The sequence below is a fragment of the Streptomyces sp. NPDC000345 genome (genome assembly GCF_042898825.1).
In the GTDB taxonomy this organism is placed as follows: domain Bacteria; phylum Actinomycetota; class Actinomycetes; order Streptomycetales; family Streptomycetaceae; genus Streptomyces.
The window spans coordinates 187,664-208,963 of sequence record NZ_JBIAZE010000007.1 but is presented as its reverse complement, the minus strand read 5'-3'; the positions used below and the strand labels follow the sequence as shown (position 1 = coordinate 208,963).

Annotated in this window: 19 protein-coding genes; 13 read left to right on the top strand and 6 right to left on the bottom strand. The window is 71.6% G+C overall.

All coding sequences use genetic code 11. From position 1 onward, the window contains the following. Positions 1-2 precede the first annotated feature (2 nt). Entirely contained in the window at positions 3-791 is a 789-nt protein-coding gene (locus ACFY30_RS18925) for a DUF2249 domain-containing protein (protein ID WP_390846297.1), read from the top strand. A gap of 394 nt (positions 792-1,185) precedes the next feature. On the opposite strand, the gene ACFY30_RS18920 is transcribed toward ACFY30_RS18925, so the two are convergent. Next, positions 1,186-1,758 (bottom strand): dihydrofolate reductase family protein, encoded by a 573-nt coding sequence (locus ACFY30_RS18920; protein ID WP_390846296.1) that lies wholly within the window; start codon positions 1,756-1,758, stop codon positions 1,186-1,188. Between the two features lie 455 nt (positions 1,759-2,213). On the opposite strand from ACFY30_RS18920, the gene ACFY30_RS18915 reads away from it, so the two are divergent. Both ACFY30_RS18915 and ACFY30_RS18910 read left to right on the top strand, forming a co-directional pair. Beyond that, positions 2,214-2,366, top strand: a complete 153-nt coding sequence (locus ACFY30_RS18915) for a hypothetical protein (protein WP_390846295.1) — start codon at positions 2,214-2,216, stop codon at positions 2,364-2,366. Positions 2,367-2,394: 28 nt separating this feature from the next. Then, on the top strand, positions 2,395-2,724 hold the full coding sequence (locus tag ACFY30_RS18910; RefSeq protein WP_390846294.1) for a TfoX/Sxy family protein: 330 nt from the start codon (positions 2,395-2,397) through the stop codon (positions 2,722-2,724). A 124-nt stretch (positions 2,725-2,848) separates the two neighbouring features. Here the strand turns inward: ACFY30_RS18910 and ACFY30_RS18905 are convergent, their stop codons facing one another. The 4 genes from ACFY30_RS18905 to ACFY30_RS18890 all read right to left on the bottom strand — a co-directional run bounded on the left by ACFY30_RS18905 (position 2,849) and on the right by ACFY30_RS18890 (position 9,946). Beyond that, complete coding sequence (locus ACFY30_RS18905) at positions 2,849-4,285, bottom strand: oxygenase MpaB family protein (protein WP_390846505.1); 1,437 nt, start codon at positions 4,283-4,285, stop codon at positions 2,849-2,851. Between the two features lie 95 nt (positions 4,286-4,380). Further along, positions 4,381-5,106, bottom strand: a complete 726-nt coding sequence (uppS, locus tag ACFY30_RS18900; protein WP_390846293.1) for a polyprenyl diphosphate synthase — start codon at positions 5,104-5,106, stop codon at positions 4,381-4,383. 420 nt (positions 5,107-5,526) lie between these two features. After that, a complete protein-coding gene (locus ACFY30_RS18895) occupies positions 5,527-8,757 on the bottom strand; it encodes a hypothetical protein (protein WP_390846292.1) in 3,231 nt (1,076 codons plus the stop codon). 298 nt (positions 8,758-9,055) lie between these two features. Further along, on the bottom strand, positions 9,056-9,946 hold the full coding sequence (locus ACFY30_RS18890) for a helix-turn-helix domain-containing protein (protein WP_390846291.1): 891 nt from the start codon (positions 9,944-9,946) through the stop codon (positions 9,056-9,058). A gap of 211 nt (positions 9,947-10,157) precedes the next feature. Between ACFY30_RS18890 and ACFY30_RS18885 the strand changes: the two genes are divergently transcribed. The 3 genes from ACFY30_RS18885 to ACFY30_RS18875 all read left to right on the top strand — a co-directional run bounded on the left by ACFY30_RS18885 (position 10,158) and on the right by ACFY30_RS18875 (position 12,997). Further along, on the top strand, positions 10,158-11,174 hold the full coding sequence (locus tag ACFY30_RS18885) for a zinc-dependent alcohol dehydrogenase family protein (protein ID WP_390846290.1): 1,017 nt from the start codon (positions 10,158-10,160) through the stop codon (positions 11,172-11,174). Positions 11,175-11,319: 145 nt separating this feature from the next. Continuing rightward, positions 11,320-11,457: a hypothetical protein gene (locus tag ACFY30_RS18880; protein ID WP_390846289.1), complete on the top strand. Its 138-nt coding sequence runs from the start codon at positions 11,320-11,322 to the stop codon at positions 11,455-11,457. A 799-nt stretch (positions 11,458-12,256) separates the two neighbouring features. Next, on the top strand, positions 12,257-12,997 hold the full coding sequence (locus ACFY30_RS18875; protein ID WP_390846288.1) for an alpha/beta hydrolase: 741 nt from the start codon (positions 12,257-12,259) through the stop codon (positions 12,995-12,997). A gap of 127 nt (positions 12,998-13,124) precedes the next feature. On the opposite strand, the gene ACFY30_RS18870 is transcribed toward ACFY30_RS18875, so the two are convergent. Further along, positions 13,125-13,724, bottom strand: coding sequence for a hypothetical protein (locus ACFY30_RS18870; protein WP_390846287.1), 600 nt, complete (start codon positions 13,722-13,724; stop codon positions 13,125-13,127). Between the two features lie 306 nt (positions 13,725-14,030). On the opposite strand from ACFY30_RS18870, the gene ACFY30_RS18865 reads away from it, so the two are divergent. From ACFY30_RS18865 to ACFY30_RS18835, 7 genes are all read left to right on the top strand, one after another. Continuing rightward, entirely contained in the window at positions 14,031-14,864 is an 834-nt protein-coding gene (locus ACFY30_RS18865; RefSeq protein WP_390846286.1) for a DUF4397 domain-containing protein, read from the top strand. 107 nt (positions 14,865-14,971) lie between these two features. Beyond that, positions 14,972-15,691, top strand: a complete 720-nt coding sequence (locus ACFY30_RS18860) for a class F sortase (RefSeq protein WP_390846285.1) — start codon at positions 14,972-14,974, stop codon at positions 15,689-15,691. Between the two features lie 47 nt (positions 15,692-15,738). Beyond that, the gene (locus tag ACFY30_RS18855; RefSeq protein ID WP_390846284.1) at positions 15,739-16,302 is read left to right on the top strand and encodes a sigma-70 family RNA polymerase sigma factor; all 564 of its coding nucleotides are present in this window, start codon (positions 15,739-15,741) and stop codon (positions 16,300-16,302) included. Next, positions 16,286-17,092 carry an anti-sigma factor gene (locus ACFY30_RS18850; protein ID WP_390846283.1) on the top strand — a complete coding sequence of 269 codons (807 nt, stop codon included), beginning with the start codon at positions 16,286-16,288 and terminating at the stop codon, positions 17,090-17,092. The genes ACFY30_RS18855 and ACFY30_RS18850 overlap by 17 nt, the downstream gene beginning before the upstream one ends. Positions 17,093-17,277: 185 nt before the next feature. After that, positions 17,278-17,964: a FadR/GntR family transcriptional regulator gene (locus tag ACFY30_RS18845; protein ID WP_390846282.1), complete on the top strand. Its 687-nt coding sequence runs from the start codon at positions 17,278-17,280 to the stop codon at positions 17,962-17,964. Continuing rightward, on the top strand, positions 17,961-19,394 hold the full coding sequence (locus tag ACFY30_RS18840) for a hypothetical protein (protein ID WP_390846281.1): 1,434 nt from the start codon (positions 17,961-17,963) through the stop codon (positions 19,392-19,394). The genes ACFY30_RS18845 and ACFY30_RS18840 overlap by 4 nt, the downstream gene beginning before the upstream one ends. After that, positions 19,391-21,253: a GMC family oxidoreductase N-terminal domain-containing protein gene (locus ACFY30_RS18835; protein WP_390846280.1), complete on the top strand. Its 1,863-nt coding sequence runs from the start codon at positions 19,391-19,393 to the stop codon at positions 21,251-21,253. Before ACFY30_RS18840 ends, ACFY30_RS18835 begins: the two co-directional genes overlap by 4 nt. Positions 21,254-21,300: the final 47 nt, after the last annotated feature.

Genomic DNA, 21,300 nt, shown 5'->3' with positions numbered 1-21,300 from the left:
CCATGAGCACGCTCACCCTCGCATCGGACCCCCAGGACGCGGCGGCCGCCGAAGCCGTCGAGGCGCATCACACGCAGCTGGCGGGTGAGCTGGCCGGACGGGTCACGATGCTGATCGCGGCCGCGGACCGCGACCCGGCGGCGGCCGACACGGTCCGGGCCGGACTGGTCGACTTCTGCGACCGCGACCTGCTGCCCCACGCGGCCGCCGAGGAGGAGACCCTCTACCCGGTCGCCCACGACCTGCCCGCCGCGCGCCTTCTCGTCGACGGCATGCTCGCCGAGCACCGCAGGCTCACCGCGCTCGTCGACGCACTGCGCACCGCCGGCACGGCCGTCCGGGCGGCCGCGGACGGCCGGGCGCTCCAGGTGCTGTTCGAGGAGCACCTGGAGAAGGAGAACACTCTGGTCCTGCCGCTGCTGGCCGGCGCCCCCGGCATCTCCCTCGCCGGACTCCTCGCGGGCATGCACGACATCCTCGGCCACGAGCACGGTGACACCGGCGAGGCGGTCACGGCCGGCGGTGGCTGCGGTGGTGCCTGCGGCTGCGGAGGCTCCGACGAGACGGACGTGCCTGAACTGGACGTACGCGACGTCCCTCACTCGCTGCGGCACGCCACGGTGTTCGGCGCGATCGCCGCGGTGCCCTCAGGGCGGGCCATGGTCCTGGTCGCCCCGCACGACCCCCTTCCCCTGCTGGGCCAGATCGAGGACCGCCACCCGGGCGCGTTCGCGGTGGAGTACCTCGAACGCGGCCCCCAGGCGTGGCGACTGCTGCTCACGCACCGCTGACCCTCCGAGGTGGACCACCCTCGCCGTGGGGAGCCGGACGTGAGCTGCGGACGTGTCCCCGCGGTGACATGGGGCGAGGCGAGGGCCTGTGCCCATGAGGCCGTCCCCCCGCCCCGCGCGTGGCACCGGGAGCGGCGACGCCGTCGCCGTACTCGAAGCACCCGCTCCTGCGGTCAGGGCACGAAGTGGCGTCCTGGCGGCATCGGGTCGTGGGACGGAACATGGCCGTCGGTGCGCTCGGCGACGCCGAGGCCGACCGCGCCGAGACGCACCGCGCTGACGTCGCTGCGATCGCCGAGCTGCTGGAGCAGGCCGGAGCGCGGCAGTGGACCGACGCGCGGCGGCCTTGCCGCCCGCCGCCCTCGGAAGACCGCAGAAACGATTGGCCGCCCCGTCAGAGGACGACGTCGAACACGCTCTTCTGCAGCCCGTTGGCATAGACGGCGTGCTCGACCAGCCGCAGCTTCTGCGTGTCCTTGTCCGTGGTGCTGAAGAGCCGCTTGCCCGCGCCGAGCAGGAGGGGGAAGACGAGCAGGTGGTAGCGGTCGATGAGGTCGGCGTCCGAGAGGGACTGGTTCAGGGCGGCGCTGCCGTGGACGATGATCGGCCCGCCTTCGGTCTTCTTCAGCGCGGCGATCTCGTCCAGTGAGCGCAGGATCGTCGTCTCGCCCCAGTTCGACACCAGGTCGGCCTCTGTGAGGCTGGTGGACACGACGTACTTCGGCATCACCTTGTAGCCGGCGAAGTCCGGCATGTCGGGCCATACCGGACTGAATGCCTCATAACTGGTCCGGCCCATCAGCATCGCGGTGGCCTCCTCCTGCTCGCGGGCCTTGATGTCGAATGCCTCGGGAAGGAACGCGATGTCCTTGAAGGTCCATCCGGCGTTCCTGTATCCGGGCTCGCCGCCCGGGGCCTCCACGACGCCGTCGAGCGAGATGAAGGCGGTGCTGATCAGGGTGCGCATCTCAATTCCTCAGTTTCTGGTGTCCGGTTCTCGGCAGACTCGGTCGGCACAGATCTCCACGGCACCCGCGGATGCGGCGAACCAACCGCGATCTCTGACTGTCGATCATGGTCAAACTCATCGGCCGTCGCCTGCCCTTTCGGCAGATTCGTCGGTCCGCGCCCCTTCGGGAGCGCGTGACCAGCCTCCCGATCGCCTTGGTCGTCACCTCCCGGGGGCGCGTCGGCCCGTATCGGCGTGCGGTCCGGGCTTGACCTGTCGGAAGCCGTGAACTCGCATGCCGTGAAGTCTGCGACGCGGCTGCTCGGGCCGAGCCACGGGCCGGCCCACGACGCGCGGCATCGACGGTCCCACCGCTGGTCGTGCTGGGAGAGGTCGGCGACCGGCTCCGGCGTCGGTGACCGGCCGCCGCGGTCGCTGGCGTGGTCCCCATGGCCGGCCCGACACCGAGGCCTGTGACCCAGCGCCTCGCCCCGCTGCCGGACGGCGGCACGATCGCCCGGATCCGGGTGCGCGGCGAGGCCTCCGGCTTCCACCGGTCGGCCGGGCCCATGATGGGGCGCTGGATGCGCACGTCGCTGGTCAGACGGCGCTGGAGCGGCAGGTGAGTGGGCGAACGGGAGGGCGAGGGCGGTCATGGCATTCGACGAGGGACTGGCGGAACGCGTCCGGGCACGGCTGGGTGCGGATCCGGGGGTGACGGAGAAACGGATGTTCGGCGGGCTGGCGTTCCTGTACGAGGGCAACATGGCGGTAGGGGTGAGCGGGGACGAGCTCATGGTCCGGGTCGGCCCGGACGCCACCGAGGCCGCCCTGGCGCGCCCAGGGGCTCGGCCCTTCGACCTCACCGGCCGCCCGATGCGCGGCTGGGTCGTGGTGGCCGCGTCCGCGGTGGCCGAGGACGCGGCCCTGGCCGACTGGATCGACCAGGGGTACGCCTTCGCGGCCGGTCTGCCGCCCAAATAGCCTCTGGCAGCCCCAGGTTCCTGCCCCCCTCTGGCTCAGAGGGGCTTGCGTGGCCCTGGCCGTCGGCGAGGGCCGGCCCGCCCCCGACACGTTGCCGTGGTGGGGGCGGCGAGGGCGCAGGCGGTCAGGCCTGCCCGAGCAGCGGGTCGTAGGCAGTGGTGCGCCGGCGGCCGGTCATGAAGGACAGGAAGTCCTTGATGAACGCGCTGCGGGTGTACGCCGGCTCGGTGCCGGCTGTCTCGCGCTGGAAGGCCGTGTGGAACAGGGCGCGGTACTCGTCCGCGTCGATGCTCTGGTCGCCGTCTTTGTCGGTGGCGTCGAAGAGGACCTCGGCGACTCTGATCAATGCGGGTCCGGCCAGGGAGGGAACGGCGGCGGCGTACTCCTGGGCGCTGATGCGGCCGTCGCCGTCGCTGTCGAGGGCGGTCTGCAGTTCCCGCCACCAGTCGGCGAAGGCGTCGTAGAGCCTGGTCTCCTCGGGTTCGTCCAGGTCGAGGCGGCTGGACAGCTCGCGGGCCATGGCGGCGAGGTCGGGCCAGTCCAGGTGTCCGTCGCCGGTCTGGTCCAGCACCTCTGCGAAGAACTGCTGCGCGCTGCGCCGTGTCCCGCCTTCCGGTGCGGGCTCCGGTTCCGGGGGGAGCGGGGAGATGAGCCGGATGAGGGCACCGGCCCGGTTCATCGTGTCGCGCATGGCGGTGATCGTGCGCGCTCGTGGGTCGTCGCTGTCGGGGGAGAGGGACAGCAGGCCGGTGATGGCGTCGGCCTGGATCCAGCCGTCCGGCAGGAGGCGGGCCAGACCGACCGCCAGATAGGCGCCTTGCATCAGGGTCTGCGCACCGGGCAGTTCCGGCAGACCTGCCCGTCGGCGGAACGGCTCGGGCAAGGACGCCACGGTGACAGCGCCGATCACGGGGCCGGCGACCGCCCGGCCGGCCGCCCACAAAGTGGGCAGGCCGTTCAGCAGTGGCGGGGCCGGGAGGTGGTCGAAGAGTTTGTAGAGGATGATGCGCATCGCCTCCGTGTTCTCGAGCTCCTCCTCCACCACCCGGTCGTAGTAGCGCCAGAAGTCGGGCAAGGAGGGCGGCAGATGGCCGGCCTCGTCGCCCATGACCGCGAGGAATGCCTGGAACTCCGCGTACAGCCGCTCCATGACCTGCTGTTCCAGGGGCTGTCCGCTCAGCCGGCACATGGTGACGGCGCTCTCGAACAGAGTCGCCACCACCCAGGCACGCACGTCGGGGGCCATCGCGTCGTAGGCACGCCCTTGCGGGTCGGTGCCGTTCAGCCGTGCGTGCAAGCGGTTCAGCCGGGCCGCCTCCCGTTGCCGGACGTGATCGTCCGGGCCGAACATGCGCTGCATGCTCAGCAAGGTGTTGCGCAGGCGGCGCCACGGGTGTGCCACGAAAGTGGAGTTGTCGATCAGGGCACCGCCGATCTGCGGGTGCGCCGCCTCCAGTACGGTCGCCCGGAGCATGGCCAGTGCCCAGCGCGGATCGTTGAAGAACTCGTGGAACTGCGAGCCGGGTCCGAACACCGGTGCTGTCCTGCCTTCGGCGTCCACCTGCTCAGAACTTCCCTTGCGTTCCGTCCCATCCGCCTCGGTACTGGCACGGGCATCGGTACCGGTGTGGGCGCGGTAGCCGCTGTCTGCGTGGGTCAAGGTCGGCCTTCTCCGTTCTGGTGGGGCAGCACGCCGCCGAAGCGGCGATCACGTTGCTGAAAGGTGTGCAGGCACTCGAGGAAGTGCGCTGCCCGGAAATCGGGCCAGAGCACCGGCGGGAACACCCATTCGGCATAGGCGACCTGCCAGAGCATGAAGTTGGAGATGCGCTGCTCCCCGGACGTCCGGATGACCAGATCGACGTCAGGGGTGTCGGGGAAGGGCAGGTGGGCGGCGAAGCTCTTCTCGTCCACGGCGTCGGCCGGCACACCACTGCGGATCAGTGACCGTGCGGCCTCGACGATGTCCCTGCGCCCACCGTGGTCGAAGGCGACAGTCAGCGTCATGCCCCGGTTGCCGCCGGTCAGGGTCATCAGGTCGGCGAAATCCCGGGCCAGTGACGCGGGCACCCGCGGATCGGTCGCGCCGAGGAAGCGGCAGCGGATTCCCCGCGCGTGCAGCAGCGGGGCGTGCTTGCGCACCACGCGCCGCACCAGCCGCATGAGGAAGTCCACCTCGGCGTTCGGGCGGCGCCAGTTCTCGGTGGAGAACGCGTACAAGCTCAGCCATCCGACCCCGGCCGAACGGGCCGCCTCGATGACGTCGATCACCGCCGTTTCCGCGGCGCTGTGGCCCGACGTCCGCGGCAGCGACCGCTGCGCTGCCCACCGCCCGTTGCCGTCCATCACGCACGCGACGTGACGGGGCAACCCGCGCGGCACAGCGCCGCCTTGACCTGATGAGGTGTAACTCCCGACCGTTTGCCGTGGTGTCACATCCGCCCCCCCCGCACAGACCGTGACGTCCCCGCCGAGGCGGGAGAAGGCCCGGGCGGGGCCCTTCACGCCGTCGAAGGCGACTGCTCTCTTTTCGAACGCGGCTTCGTGAACGGCGAGGACGCCGTTCGTCGTGCTGATCCGCTCGCTCTCCAGAGTGCCGGTTCACGTCTTCGCAGGCAGTGCCCGTTGTGACCTTTCACCCTTGGCGCGCCTGTCCGAGCCGGTCCCTCCGTGTGATGCGCTGCTTCAAACGAGGCATGACCTCATCGGGCCGTGCCTCTCTCGTCCACGGGCACACCGCCGTCAGCGCAGACGTCAAGTCGGCCGCGTCGGCAAGCGGTCCGGCCGAGTTGCTGGGCATCGTCAGGGAACATGTGCGGGTCGGCTCCGGGCGGCAACCCCGTTCGGGCCGCCCTGAGACCTGACGGTCCAGAAGCGGGCGCTGTCCCCAGCCGTCGCGGCCAGCGTGCTTCCGTCCTCGCTGAGGGCCAGGTAATGGATGTCCGAGACATGGCCGGTGAGATCCGCGACCGGCGTCCCTCGGCCGGTCCCCGGGACCATGCCCGTGTCCCACACACGTACCTCGTTGTCCCGGACGCCTGCGAGACGGGTGCCGTCGCCACTCAATGTGATCAGCTGGGAGTAGTCCTGCAGATAGACGTGGGACCGCCCGGACGCGTCGATGGTGGGGACGTCGTCCGCGTCGACGGCACTCGCGAGGTCCCACCGACTGACGAGGACACCGCCTGATGCGAAGTCCACCGGACCGCACACGGTCAGCCGCGTACCGTCCTCGTTCAGTCCGATCTGCCTTCCGAAGTCCTCGCCGTCCAGCCACGCCAGGGCAACGGGAGCGTCTTCGACGACGTCCCAGACCAGCAGGCAGCGTCTGCCCTCGAGGGCCAGGCGCGTGCCGTCGCCGCTGAGAGTGATCGATTGGTCCATGTCCCACTCACAGCGGTGACTGCTGTCCCGGTAGTCGTGGAGGTGGACGGACTTCGGGTGTCCCAGTTGCCTGCCGGTGCCGGCGTCCCACACGCGAATCGCGCCACCCTGATAGGCCACGATCCGGCCGGCGGCTGTCTCCGTGAGGCTCAGAAGTCCTTCGGTCGACGGCAGTTGCGGGCGGTGCCGCCATCCCGCCGGCGTCCCCGTCCCGGCGTTCCAGCGGGTGATTTCCCCGCGGGAGACGGTGAGCGCGGTCGAGCCGTCCGGGCTGAGCACCATGCCGTCGATGTCACCGGTGATCGAGGTCGCCCGCGAGGTGTCGCTGGGCAGTGACTCGCTCAGTATCAGGCACAGTGCCACGACGGCCACGGCGACCGTCACGGCAAGCCGACGCCGCTGCCGGCCGACGACGCTCGGGTCAGGCGGCTCACGGTCCTCGGCGAGCGACCGGCTCGCCAGCCGTTCCTGCAGACGGACATGCCTGAACTGATAGGTCCCACCGGACTGGCGCAGCAACTGCCGTTTCCTCGCATCGGCGAGAAAGGTCATCAGATGCCACGGAAGCCGGCGCTGCGCCGCGAGAACCAGACGCGTCAGCAGGAATCGAGGCCAGGCCCTCGTCAGCAGGACGAGCAGCGCGAGGACCGTTCCGGCTCCGCCCAGGCAGATCGTCACGAGCAGGCCGCCGCCCAGGTCGTCGACTGCCAGGCCGGAGAAGGCCGCGTCGAGGATCGGCTCGTGGGACCAACCGGTGGCCACCGCCACGATGACGAAGTCCGCCAGCACGACGATCGCCAGCAGGGGGAACGCCGAGAGGGACAGCACCGTTCCGGCACACAGCGCCGCGGTCAGGGACGACTTGCGGTCCTGGACGAGAAAGTCCAGTGGGTCGGCCCGGACCGAGCGTTCGGGGGGCGCGTCGAGCCAGTTGTGCACGGCCAGTGCCAGACCGACCGACGAGGCGACCGCCAGCAGCGTGGTGATCACGCCGAAGTACCCCCATACCTCGTCGGGCGACCACCCGGTGTCGATCGAGATGGTCACGGCAGCCCCGGCCATCAGGGGCACGGCGGGAATCGCGGTCAGCGCGAGTCCGGTGGCATAACCGCGGCGCAGCCGGCCCAGGGATCCGCGTACGGCGAACGACAGCCGGCCGGGGGGACGTTCGGGGGCCGCGAACCAGATGAACATCGCCAGGACGGCGAACCCGCCTCCGATACCGGCACCGGCGGCGAGAACGTCTTCGGTCGTGGTCGCGGGCATGAGGGCGGCCACGGCGCAGGCCGCCAGCAATACGATCATCCCCAGCCCGATACCGATGGCCGGTCCGGCCCAGCGGGACAGCAGGCGGCCGCTCATCAGCCACCAGGCGAGGTCGCGTTCGCGGTACTGGTGCAGGTACCTGGCCAGGTACGTGAGCCAGCGCTCGGCCTCATCGGCCCGCACTCGCCAGTCGGGCCCGGCGCTGGACAGGTCGCCCGGTACCTGTCGGGGCGCGTAGGCCGCGACGATCACCCGGTCGACGAGGTGGTCCTCCACCTCGTGTCGACTGGCGTGGTCCAGAAGACCGGCCGGGGCCTCGGGGCAGTGCTGGTAGACGGTCCGGGCCAGGGACAGCATCAGCGGGGTCGACAGCGCTGTGGACACGGCGCTGTCGGGCTCCGACTCCAGACGCTCGTAGACCTCGCTCCAGTCGGTCGCCTCGGGCCAGTCGACGGCACTCAGGTAGGCGCGGGCGTCCGGCGCGGGAACCGGACGGACTTCCACCACCGGCGCCCGGCGCAGGACCGGCGCGCCGCCCGCGATCACGTCCTCGTACTCCGCCGACCGACAGGTCACGACGACCCCCCGCCCGTCGCCGCAAGCGGTGTTGACGCCGCGGACCGCGCTGCGGCGCGCCGACTCGGGCATCTCGTCCAGGCCGTCCAGCACCGGCAGCAGCAGGCGTCGGTCGAGCAGACGGCGGGGGACCTCGGGACGGCCGTTGTAGTAGGCCGTGGCGAGCGACTGCACGATCCAGTCGTCCAACGACTCGCTCACCGGGTCCCAGCTCGAGACCGACAACAGCACGGGTACCGCGGTGCCGCTCTCGCGACTTCCCAGAAGGCCGAGCACAAGCATGATGGCGAGCACGGTCTTGCCCGCTCCGGGCTCGCCGAGCACCACGAGACGTCCGCTGGGGATCTGCCGGTATCCGTCACCCAGCCGGCGAATCGCCTCGTCGAAGCTGCCGTGGAGCCGGCCCTCGAGGGCCTGGGACCGGATCCGGGTGCCGCTGGAACCCGCGATGGAGTTCGGGGTGTCGGCGACGGACCGCTCGGTGGCGGACCACACCAGGGGGATCACCGACGGGTCTCGCAGCCTGCGGGCCCCCACCTCGTCGTCCCACTGGCCCTGGAGCGTCTCGGCGAGGATGTCGGCCAGTTCTCTCTCGCTCGCCGGAGGCGGCGGTTGCAGGAACGGGACCAACGCGAGGGCCAGCCCCGCGACGGAGACGGCCAGTCCGGCCACGCCCGTGATCTGACCTGCGGTGTCGCTGCTGGAAACACCAATCCAGGCGAAGACCCCCAGGGACATCACACCGAGCACAACGAGCAGGACCTTGCCGACGCGCTGTCGCTGCGCGTGTTCGGGAAGACGTATCACCCACGGGATTCTGACGGGCCCGCAAGCCGACATGTGCCGTTATGGAAAAGCTGAGCTGCATGAATGCCATCTTTTCCCGAATTGCCGAATACGAGGGCGGGCAGTGGTAGAGCTTCGACGTCGTCGCCGACCCATCCGGAAGCGGCGCACCGGCCGGGCTCGGCCTCGGAGACCGCAGGGCGAGGTCCACGCCGTCGTGACGTCCTCTCCGTGGGTACGCCAGACCTTCTCGCCGAACGAGAACCTGAGAAGCGGCGACTGAGTCTGTTCGCGGCGGTACGCGGCCCGTCCGGCACGGTCAGTCGGCTCCCCGCTCCGCCGGGGAGCCGGCGTCCTGAGTGGCGGCCCACGAGGCGAGCAGTCGCAGTCCCTCCTCGGAGGCCGAGCCGGGTTCGGCCGTGTAGATGGTGAGCGTGAGACCGGGTTCGGCGGCCATCTCCAGGCCCTCGTAGGCGAGGGTGAGTTCGCCGACGACCTGATGGCGGAACCGCTTGGTGCCGGTCCCGTGGTGGCGGACGTTGTGAGCGCCCCAGCGGGTGCGGAAGTCGTCGCTTCGGGTGGACAGCTCGCCGACGAGGTCGTGCAGGTCCCTGTCATGGGGGTTGCGGCCGGCCTCGGTGCGCAGGATGGCGACGGCGACGTCTGCGGCCTGCTCCCAGTCGGGGTAGAAGCGGCGCGACGCGGGGTCGAGGAAGTTGAAGCGGGCCAGGTTCGCCTGGTTGCGGGACGTGGCGTAGACGTCGTCGTAGAAGACGCGGGCGAGCTGGTTCGTGGCGAGCAGGTCCATACGGCCGTTGCGGACGAAGGCGGGGCCGGCGGTGACCGCGTCCAGGACCCACTGCAGGCTCCGGTGCGGCGTCCACGCCCGCCGGGCGGCGCGGCGGCGGGGCCGGGTGAGGGCGTCGGAGCCGTCGGCCGCGTGGGCCAGGTTCAGCAGGTGGGCGCGCTCGGCGTCGTCGAGTTGGAGGGCACGGGCGACGGCTTCCAGGACGGCCGGGGAGACACCGGCGAGGTGGCCGCGCTCCAGCTTGGCGTAGTACTCCACGCTGACGTCGGCCAGCGCGGCGACCTCGCTGCGGCGCAGGCCGGGCACCCGGCGCCGGCTGCCCGACGGCAGGCCCGCCCGCTCGGGGGTGATCTTCGCTCGTCGCGAGGTGAGGAACTCGCGGACCTCTGCTCGGTTGTCCACGCCTTCGACGGTACGTCCCACCCGCCGCAGCAGGGATGTACTGCCAGTACACCCCTTGATGGTGTCTCGCTCCCCCCGCCGAGAGCGGGTTACCTGGATGACGTGGTGCTTTCCGTCCGGCCTTCACGACCGGCGTGCACCTGGCCCTGCACTCGGCGACGGCCCCGGACATCCGGTGCCCTACGCCTCGGCACGCGAAGGAACTTCTCTCATGCGCGGCGCAGTGATCCACGCCCCCGGCGACATCCGCTTCGAGACCCTCGACGACCCCAAGACCGTCAACCCGACCGACGCCGTCATCCGCACGGCCGTGACCTGCGTGTGCGGCTCCGACCTGTGGCCCTACCGGGGCCTGGAGCCGACGGACGAGCCGCACCCGATGGGACACGAGTACGTCGGCTTCGTCGAGGAGGTCGGCAGCGAGGTCACCTCGGTCAGGCCGGGCCAGTTCGTGATCGGCTCCTTCGCCACCTCGGACAACACCTGCGCCCACTGCAAGAACGGCTTTCAGTCGAACTGCCTGCACCGCGAGTTCATGTCCACCTGCCAGGCCGACTACGTGCGCGTACCCAACGCCCAGGGCACCCTGGTCGCCACCGACCATGTCCCGGGTGAGGAACTCTGGCCGAGCCTGCTGGCCGTCTCCGACGTCATGGGCACCGGCTGGTGGGCCGCGGATGCGGCCGAGGTGCAGCCCGGCTCGACCGCCGTGGTGGTCGGGGACGGCGCGGTCGGTCTGTGCGCGGTGATCGCCGCCAAGGCGAAGGGCGCGGAGCGGATCATCGCCATGTCCCGCCACGCCTCCCGGCAGCAACTGGCCCGAGAGTTCGGCGCCACCGACATCGTCACCGAGCGGGGAGACGAAGGCGTCGAGCGCATCAAGGAGATGACGGGCGGGATCGGCGCCGACAGTGTGCTGGAGTGCGTCGGCACCGCCCAGGCCATGCAGCAGGCCCTGCGCTCCGCACGGCCCGGCGGCAACGTCGGCTTCGTCGGCGTCCCCCACGACGTCGCCGTGGACGGCCAGGAACTGTTCTTCTCCCACGTCGGCCTGCGCGGCGGCCCCGCCCCCGTACGCCGCTACCTGCCCGATCTCGTCGACCGCGTCCTGACCGGCGCCATCAACCCGGGCAAGGTCTTCGACCTCACCCTGCCCCTGGACCAGGTCGCCGAGGGCTACAAGGCCATGGACGAGCGCCGCGCCATCAAGGCCCTCCTCGAGCCCTGACCCGCACAAGGAGCAACCGTGCACCTCACCCGCAGCGCGATCGCCACCGTCAAGGGCCCCGCCGACTGGTCACCGGTGACGTCTGCATCGACGCCGTCCCCGCAGCTCCGCCCCCGTCCCGGGTCACCTGTCCCTCGTCCACTTCATGCCCGGCGCCCGCACCCACTGGCACCGCCACCCCCTGGGCCAGACCGTCTTCGTCACCGAGGGAATCGGTCCGTGCCAGCGCCGCGACGGACCGATCGAGGTCGTCCGGCCCGGTGACCAGGTTTGGGCGGCCTGACCCTGGCCAACGTCCTCGGCGTCCCCGCCGGCTCGCCGGCCGGGCACGTCATCGGCTGGCGTGGCCTGTTCTGGGCCCTGGCCGCACTCGCCGCCCTCGCAGCCGCCGTGACCGGCCGCGTCGTCCCCCGCACGGAACGGCCCACCCAGGTGTCCGTGCGCGGCGAGATCCGGGCACTGCGCCAGGGCCGGCTGTGGCTGGCGCTCGCCGCGGCCGTCCTGATCATGGGCGGAGTCCTCGCCACCTGCACGTACCTCACATCGCCCGGTGAATCGCAGGTGGGGGAGTGCGATGCGCCGGCAGGTGCTCCTGGAGCAGTTCGACGAGCGGTCGGGCGATCTCGGCTTCCGACTCCGCCGGGCCGAACTGAACGGCAGAGGCCCGGGCGAGGCCATTCGGCATCCTCCGACAGTGCTTGCCCCCGGCGTGGTCCAGGTCAGCCCGGCTCCCACGACCGGCACCATGCCAAGGCCGACCAGGCCCACCTGCACGGCGAGTGAAGCGGGCGGCTGCACGACACTGACACCCTCCGCGACGTCACCGACAGCTTGTCGAACCGACGCAACCGTGGCGGTCGCCGCCGCGCCGTCCCCACCCCCGCAGCCAGTACGGCAACTGCCGCAGGCCTGGACCGGACTGGCGGACCACGGCGGCCGCTGCTACCTTCGCTGAGGTCGTGCGAGAGAACGAGGAGGTGGTACCCGTGAACGTTTCGACATGGGTGCTCTCCTCCGGGGTCACGGTCGGGCGATAGGTCGTCCGGGAGCGCCGTTCACGCGCACTCCCGAAAGGCACGACCATGCCCCTTCACTTCACTTCCGGACAACGCCTCGACGACGGCGTCCTCGAACGCGAATTCACCCTCGGCGACATCCCCGGCATCCTGTGGACGCCCGCGCCCGCACCCGCACCGGCGCCGCTGATCCTGCTCGGCCATCCTCCGCTCGGACTGCGCAAGATCTACCCCCGGCTCGTGGCGCGGGCCCGGCACGCCGCGGCGGACGGCTTCGCCGCGGCCACCATCGAGCTTCCCGGGAGCGGTGACCGCCCCCGCTGGGCCGCCGCCGAGCAGGCCCGCGCCGACCTGCGCCGGGCTGTGGAAGCCGACGAGCCGGTCAGCGACGAGATCATCGACGCCCTCGTCCTCCCGCTCGTCGACAAGGCGGTCCCGGAATGGCAGGCCGCCCTCGACGCCCTCCTGTCGCTGCCCGGGATCGGCGGCCCGGTCGGGTACTCCGGGGGAGTGATCTCCATCGGCGTTCGCCTTGCCGTGGTGGAGCCACGCATCGTGGCCGCCGGCCTCTTCGCCGGGAGTTTCGTACCTCGCGCCGTGTTCGACGAGGCCCGCCAGGTCACCATTCCGCTGCACGTCCTGCTGCAGTGGGACGACGAAGGCAACGACCGGCAGACGGCCCTGGACCTGTTCGACGCCTTCGGCTCCAGGGAGAAGTCCCTGCACGCCCATATGGGCGGGCACACCGGCGTCCCGCGGTTCGCGGGGGACGCCATGGCCCGGTTCTTCACCCGGCACCTGAGGTGAGGCCGGGCCGCACCGCCGGCAGACGGTGACTGTCCATGCTGCGGGCCCCTGCCGACTCGGCAGGGGCCCGCGGCATGAAGCCGTGCGGTGTCAGCCTGATCTTGCTGGACACGGACCGTGGAGGCGCTCAGCAGCGCAGGCCGACGACCCCCCAGCCGCGCCGCTCCGCATCCGTGACCACCTCTCCCCAGTCGGTGAGCAGGTACGCGAACGATGCGAAGGTCGTGATCCAGCCGCCGGAATCCGCGGCATGCCGGGTGAACGGCTTGCGCAGACTTTCCAGGCGCGGTGCCGCCTGCCGCCACCATCCCGCGATCAGCGGCACGTGATCGGGCGGGCACCACAGCAGCAGATCCGCGTCCCAGGTGCACGGCTGCTCCGGCAGCCCCGAACCGGCCCCGGTGGTGTCTTCCAGACCGTGCCAGAACAGCGCGTCGTTGAACCGGTCCAGTACGTCGCGCACGTCGGGCTCGACGAAGTCCCGCATGTGGTCCCACCGGTGACCGGCCCAGAAGTGAGGCTTGAACGAGCCGAGCGTGTCCCGGAACGCGTACCTGCGGAACCAGTCGTCACCCGGCTGTGCGGACCACGACCAGCCGTGCTCGAAGAGATCATCGCTGTACGCCTCTCCGAAGGCGGCATCGCTCAGGAACGTCTCGCGGTCGCCGGGCGCCGCCGCCTCCACCCGCGGCCAGTCCACGATCAGGACTTCGATCCCCACACCCATCACGCCAGCCTAGGGCACGCAGACAGACGTTGATCATCACAGCCTGTGGCCGACCGTGACAGCCCGAGGGGCCACCTCAGGCACTCAACGCCCGACCCGACCCGACCATGACCCCGGCCACTGGTCGGATCGGCCGGCATCCGCTCCACAAGGCCCTGACCAGGCGCGTTCCAACCACCAGAGCCGGCACGCCCCGAGTCGAGCGGGAGCCCGAAAAGAATTTCGGCGGCGGGTGAAACCAACCCCGCCCAGGTGACGGAATGCGTTCTCACAGATTCGAGACAGACTCGATCGAAGGGAACCGCCATGACTGCACGAGCCGCGGGTGCCGCCCTTGCCGCCGGTGTCGCCGTCGTTGTCTCCGTCACCGCCGCCGCTCCCGCGCTCGCCCAGCCGAACGCCACGGGCGAGCAGGCCACCGTCTCCGTACTGCACGCCGTACCGGGCCTGACGGTCGACGTGTACGCGGGGAACGACGAGCTGATCCCGGACTTCAAGCCGGGCACGCTCACCGACCCGATGAAACTGGACGCGGGCTCCTACGACATCAAGATCTTCAAGGACGGTGAAGGACCCGACGGAACGCCCGCCATCGAGAAGACGGTCGACGTGCCCGCCGGCGCGAACGCCACCCTCGTCGCCCACCTGACGGCGGACGGCGAGCCCGCGCTGGACACCTTCGTGAACGACATGTCGAAGGTGCCGGCCGGAAAGGCCCGGCTGACCGTGCGCCACGTCGCCGCTGCACCCGCCGTCGACGTCCGCGCCGACGGAACACCGGTGTTCAAGGGCCTGGTCAACCCCAAGGAAGCCAAGGGCGAGGTAGCGGCCGGTACGGTCAGCGCCGACGTGGTACTCGCCGGCACCGACACCGTGGCGATCGGCCCGGCCGACCTGAACCTGGCCGAGGGCACGAACACCGTCGTGTACGCCTGGGGCAGCGCCGCGGACAAGAACCTGGCGCTCAAGACCCAGACCCTGACCGGCATGCACTCCGCACCGGCCGGCGCGGATGCCGGCGAGAGCGGACAGGCCGCCGCACACAACGCGAGCCTGCCGCTGGGTGCGCTGTCTCTGGGCGCCGTGTCCTTCCTGGGGGCCGCCGGTCTGCTGTACCGGCTGCGCACGACCGCGCGCTGAGCCCTCCTCCGGACGCGTCCGCGGCTCAGGACCCCTGCCCCTGACGTGGTGTGCCGCGAGGGCGACGGCGGCACACCACGTCCCCATCGGTGAAGAGGAACCACCGCATGAACTGGCTCAGCTCTCGCTCCGCGCTGCTGATCGCTCTCACCGTCGCGCTCTGCGGGCTCGCCGCGTCCGTGGTCCTCGTGGTGCGTGCCGGCTCCGCCGGCGGGCGCGCCGACGCCGACGATTTCGGCGCCGAGCCGGTCACCGGCGCCGCCCCCGGTGCCCCCGCGGCGGTGTCCCCGGCCCCCACCGGTCCGACGGTGTCCGGCGCGGCCCCGGCCCCCGCAGGCACGGGGGAGTACGGCTCACCGGCCACACCCGTGTCCCTTCCCGCTCCGACGAGGCTGAGCCTGCCGCGCCTGGAGCTGCGCGCCGCCGTCGATCCGGTGGGCGTCACCGACGACGGCCGGGTCGCCGTACCGGAAGACCCGCGCCGCGTGGGCTGGTACCGCTACTCGCCGCAGCCGGGCGCACCCGCCGGGTCGTCCGTGATCGTCGGCCACGTCGATTCCGACGATCGCGGCCTCGGAGTCCTCGTCGCCCTCAAGGACGTGCGCGAGGGCGACAGGGTGACGGTCGAGCGGGCGGACGGCAGCCGCGCGGACTACCGCGTCGTCTCCCGTCGTACCGTCGCCAAGCAGGCGCTGGCGGCGTCCGGTGCCTTCCGCACGGACGGTCCGGCCGCCCTGACACTGATCACCTGCACGGGCCCGTACCTGCCGGACGACGGTGGCTACCAGAACAATCTCGTCGTGACGGCCGTGGAGGCGTCGAAGTGACCCCGGCATGGGGCGGCTCGCAGGTTCTGGCGGCTAGTGTGTCCCGTGTGACGTCCGTCTCCGACGAGCATCTCGGCCACGGTTTCGCAGACGGCGATGAAGCGTGCCTCAACGAGGCCTACCGCCGCTGGGGAGCCCTGGTGTTCACGGTGGCGGCCCGCAAGCTGGGCGATGCCGAGGAGGCCAAGGACGTCGCACAGCAGGTGTTCGTCGGGGCCTGGCGCGGCCGTGAGCGGTACGATCCACGACGTGGGTCGCTGAAGACCTGGCTCATGGGCATCACGCACAAGAAGGTGGCCGACGCCCTGACGCGACGGTCACGGCAGCTGCGCGACGTCGAAGCGGTGGGCCTCGTGTCCACGCCCGACCACGGCCGGCAGCAGATCTCCCCGTCGGACTCCGTGGTGGACTACGTTCTGCTGACGGATGAGCTGGAAAGACTTTCCCAAGAGCAACAGATGGTGCTCCGACTGGCCTTCTACGAAGATCTCACCCAAGCGCAGATCGCCGAACGGACCGGGCTGCCCCTGGGCACGGTGAAGACCCACACCCGGCGCGGGCTCATGCGTCTGAAGAACAGGCTGGAGGTGGACGGTGAAGCACGCGGATGACGAGACGCTGGCGCTGATGGCGATCGGAGACACAGCCTCCCCGTCCGCCGAGGAGCACCTGCGCCACTGCGCTCGCTGCACGGAGGAACTCAAGGCACTGCGCCGTGTGGTCGCCACGGCCAAGACGCCCCTGCCTCATGAGGACGACCTGATGGCCCCGCCCGACGACCTGTGGGAGGCCATCGCCGGAGAACTCGACCTGGCCTCCCACACCACCGATGCAACCGGCGCGGGCGCGCCCGGACGAGACCCGGCGAGCCTCCCGCCGCTGCCCACCGGACAGCACGCCCCGCCGGCCACGACGGACGCCGCGGACCCGGGGACGCCGGTGCGCTCCCTGCCCAAGCCCCGCCGTCTCGCCCGCTTCACCGTCATGATCGCCGCATGCGCCGCGCTTCTGGGCGCCGGCGCGGGCAGCGCGGTCACCTGGTGGGTCAACCAGGACAACTCCTCCGTCACATCCGCCGAGGACGGCAGACGGCTCGACTCCCTCCAGCCCCGCTCGGCCGGGTACGCCCGGCTCGACGGACGCAGCGCTCACCGCACCCTCGACATCACCGTCAAGGGGCTGCCGAAGACCAAGGGCTACTTCGAGGTCTGGCTGATGGACCGCACCCACAGCAAACTCGTCTCGATGGGAGTCCTCGGCCCGGACGGCCACGCCGTGCTGCCGGTGCCCGACACCATCGACCTCGAGGAGTACTCGGTGGTCGACGTCTCCGTCCAGCCGTACAACGGCAAGCCGGACCACTCCGGGGACAGTGTCGTCAGGGGCCCTTACGCGGGTTGACCACCCCGGGCGGCGGCGAAGCTCCCGGCCCTGCCCGTTCTTGCGTCAGGGAGGACAAGAACAGTCCGCCGCCCGTCATGGCGATCCGTCCGTAACGGGCCTGCCCACACCGGCGGTCGGGGCATTGACTTCATCAACGGCTGTTGGTTGAGTGGCTCATCCACTGAGCCACTGGGGAGGACCGTGTGGAGCCATTGCCGCGCGAAACCATCGTCGACGTGCTGGAGAGCCGTCTGCGGGAGGACATCCTCACCGGGCGGCACCCGGCCGGTACGTATCTGCCACCCGAGCGCAGTCTCGCCGACGGCTACGGAGTCACCCGAACCACTCTCAAGCACGCCTTCGGCCGGCTCGTCCAGGCCGGATTGCTGGAGACCCGCCACGGCGTCGGCACCCGAGTGCGGGACTACCTGCGCCTCGGCGGGGCCGACCTGCTGCCCATGCTCGTCCGGCACAGCCCCGACTGGCTCGGCGAGATCTTCGAAGTACGACGCAGCATCGGCGCGTTGATCGCCGAGCGCGCGGCCGCCCGGGCGACGGACGGGCAGCGCGCCGAGCTGCGCGGCCTGCTGACCGCAGTGAGCGAGGCTGAGGGCGGCGACGCCGTCCAGCTCGCCGACATCGAGGTGCACCGGGCCCTGGCCCGCGCCACCGGCAACCGTGTCTACGTCCTGCTGACCAACACGCTCTTCAACGCCTACCTGCCGGTGCGCGCCGCGCTCGTCCGTCCTTTCACGGACGCCGCCGCGGCCCATGGGCGCCTCCGCCCGGTCGTCGACGCGGTCGTCGACGGCGACGAGACCGGCGCACGGCGGGCGGCCGAGGAGTATCTGACGGCCACCGAACGGATCATGCTGGAGGGTCTCGCATGAGCACGCTCCCCGCCTCGCCCCCGAAGGGCACCACCCCCGGTCGCGGCACCGTCTTCCGCGAAGCCATGGTCGGCACGCTGCGACTCGACCACGAGAACGGCGCCCGCCCGCTACGCCTCGACCTGACCGTCTCGGCTGACCGTGTCATGCGGCTGACCGGCACGACCGAGGCCCGTGCCACCGGCCGGATACGGGTCGCGGGCTGGGCCGACGACCCGGACGCCCACGGCGAGTTGGAGATCTCCCCGTTCTCCGCGCGCCGTATCCGCTACCGCATCGCGTTCACCGCCGACGGCCGCAGGCTCACCCTCGACGGCTGGAAGTCCGTGACACCGCGCAGACCGGTGGCCTCCATGACCGTACTGCCGTACACCGTGTACGAGGACGGCGCACCCATCGGCACCGGAACCCTGCGTTTTCCCCTGGCCACACAGCTCGCTCCGTTCCTGGCGAGCTTCCGCTTCCCTCGGCGGGAGAACCGCGACGCGCTCCTCGCGCCGCGCTGGAAGGGCGAGCCGGGACGTACCGAGGTCTGGTACACCACCATCACCGACCCGGCGACCGGGAGCGGGCTGTGGCTGCACCATGAACTCACCGCACCTGCCGACGGATCCGAGCCGTACGCACACGGTTGGGCCGCCCTCTTCCCCCAAGACGGACCCGTACGGCACGCGCGCTTCGGACCCGTTCCGTGGACCGCCGACCAGGCCGGATTCCGCGCGGACGGAGTCCTGGCCGGGCCCGGACGGCTGACCGGGTCGGCCGACGGCGGCTCTCTGCACTGGCAGCTGACCGAACAGCCCGTGGCCGAGCCGCTGTTCACCTTCCCCCGGTGGTCGTGGCGCCGGGCAGTGCTGCCCGCCGCCCACATGCTGCCCGCCGCACGGGCCCTCTACGACGGAACCTTCACACACGACGGCACGCCCCTGACGCTCACCGCGGCCCCGGGCGCGTCCGCCCGGATCTACGGTCACGGCAACGCCCGCCGATGGGCCTGGCTGCACGCCGACCTCGGCGGCGGCGACATCCTGGAGATCGTCGCCGCCGTCTCCACGCGCCCGGGCCTGCGCAGGCTCCCCCCACTGGTCTTCCTCCGCCTGCGCCGCAACGGCCGCACCTGGCCACGCCGCCCCGAACGTGCTGCGCTCGGCTGGGCCGGAGCGGGACGCTTCCGCGCCGCCGTCGGCCTGCCCACCTGGACCGTCACCGGCCGCGCCGGACTGCGCCGGATCCGCGTGCAGGTCACCCAGCCCGCGGACCGCACCCTCGCCCTGGACTACACCGACCCCGACGGCGCCCGTGCGACCTGCCGCAACAGCGAACGCGCCGACGCCCATGTCCTGCTCGAACGCTGGTGGTTCGGCGGCTGGCGCACCGAGAGGGAATGGACGCTCGACGGAACGGCCCATGCGGAAGTGGGTCACCGATGAGCCTCACCGGCCTGGTGGCCGCCGTCATCGCCGACGACGGCACGGCCGACTGGCCCACCCGCGTCCCCGCGAGGCTGGAGACGGTCCTCGCCTCGATGCCGCTTCCCGCCCGCGTCGGTGTACGGGCGGCGGCGCGCGGCCTCGACGCGTACGCCATGGCGCGGACAGGACGCCCACTGGCCGCGCTCACCGGGCCCGAGCGCGAGTCGGTGCTGGCCGGGCTCGTCGCACGGCCGGCGCTGCTGCCGTTCCTGGACGTGCTCAAGGTGCCCGTTCTCCTCGCGGCCGGCACCGAGCGGATGCTCGAGGACGGCTTGCCGGCACACGGGCTCACACGGGCGGATCCACCGCTCGACTGCGTGCCGTCGTACGCCTGGCCCGCGCGGTCCACCGCCGACGCCGTGGTCATCGGATCCGGGGCGGGCGGGGCCATGGCCGCGCGGACCCTGGCCCGGGCGGGACTCGACGTGGTCGTCCTGGAAGAAGGACAGCACCACCCCACCGAATCGTTCGCACGCCGCACACCGCTCGAGCGGTTCGCCGAGCTGTACCGGGACGGCGGAGCGACCGTCGCCGTCGGCAGCCCGCCGCTGCTGCTGCCGGTGGGCCGGGCCGTCGGCGGCACCACCGTCGTCAACTCCGGTACGTGCTACCGCACTCCCGACCACGTCCTCGCCCGCTGGAGCACGGACTTCGGGTTCGCGCTCGCCGAGGACCTCGGCCGCCACCTGGACGACGCGGAGCGCACCCTGCGCGTGGCCACCCAGCCCCTGGACGTCCTCGGCGGCAACGGTCGGATCGCGCTCACCGGAGCGGGCAGGCTCGGCTGGCACGCGGCCCCGCTGCGCCGCAACGCGCCCGGCTGCAAGGGCTCCTGCCAGTGCGTCGTGGGCTGCCCGACCGGCGCCAAACAGAGCGTGCAGCTGTCCGTGCTCCCCGACGCCTGCGCCGCCGGGGCCCGCATCGTCACCGGAGCGCGGGTGGAGCGCGTGCTCGTCGGCACGGACCGGCCGGGCGGGCCGCGCGCGGCGGGAGTGCGGGTGCGCCGGGAGGACGCGGCGGGGGTGCGGGGGCGCCGGGAGGACGACGGGTTCGAGATCCTCGCCCCTTTGGTCGTCGTGGCCGCGGGCGCCCTCGGATCACCGCCGCTGCTGCGCCGCTCGGGCCTGGGCCGGCATCCCCGGCTCGGGCGGAACCTCAGCGTCCACCCGGCCACCAGCGTCGCCGGGCGCTTCGCGGAACCGGTCACCGCCTGGCAGGGCGTGCTGCAGAGCGTGGGCGTGGAGGAACATCACCACGCAGGCGTCCTCATCGAGGCCACTGCCACCCCGCCGGGCATGGGCTCCTTCGTGCTGCCCGGAGTGGGTGGCGAGTTGCGCCGTGAACTGGAAGGCGCCGACCGGCTGGCCACCCTCGGCGCGATGATCGCCGACCTGCCCTCCGGCCGGGTGCTCGGCCGTGACCGCACGCTGCTCCGCTACGACCTGCACCGCCGTGACGCGGGCCGTCTGATGCGGGCGGTACGCGCCATGGGCGAGCTGCTGTTCGCTGCGGGCGCCGAGGAAGTCCTCACCGGCATCCCCGCCGCGCCCTGGGTACGCGGTCTGACGGACCTCGACGCGGTCCTCGCCGGCACGAGCGCACGGCAGCTGCATCTCTCGGCCTACCACCCCACCGGCACGGTCGCGGCGGGTGCGAACCCGGAGGGCTTTCCCGTGGACGGGACGGGACAGCTGCGGGGTGCGCGCGGTGTGCTGGTCGCGGACGGGGCGTTGCTCCCAAGCTGCCCCGAAGTGAACCCGCAGCTGAGCATCATGGCGACGGCCCTGGCGGTGACGACGGCGTACCTGGGGCGGTGAAGGGAGCCCACTCGCTGCCGGCCCCGGGGCGGTCGAGCTCGAGGGGC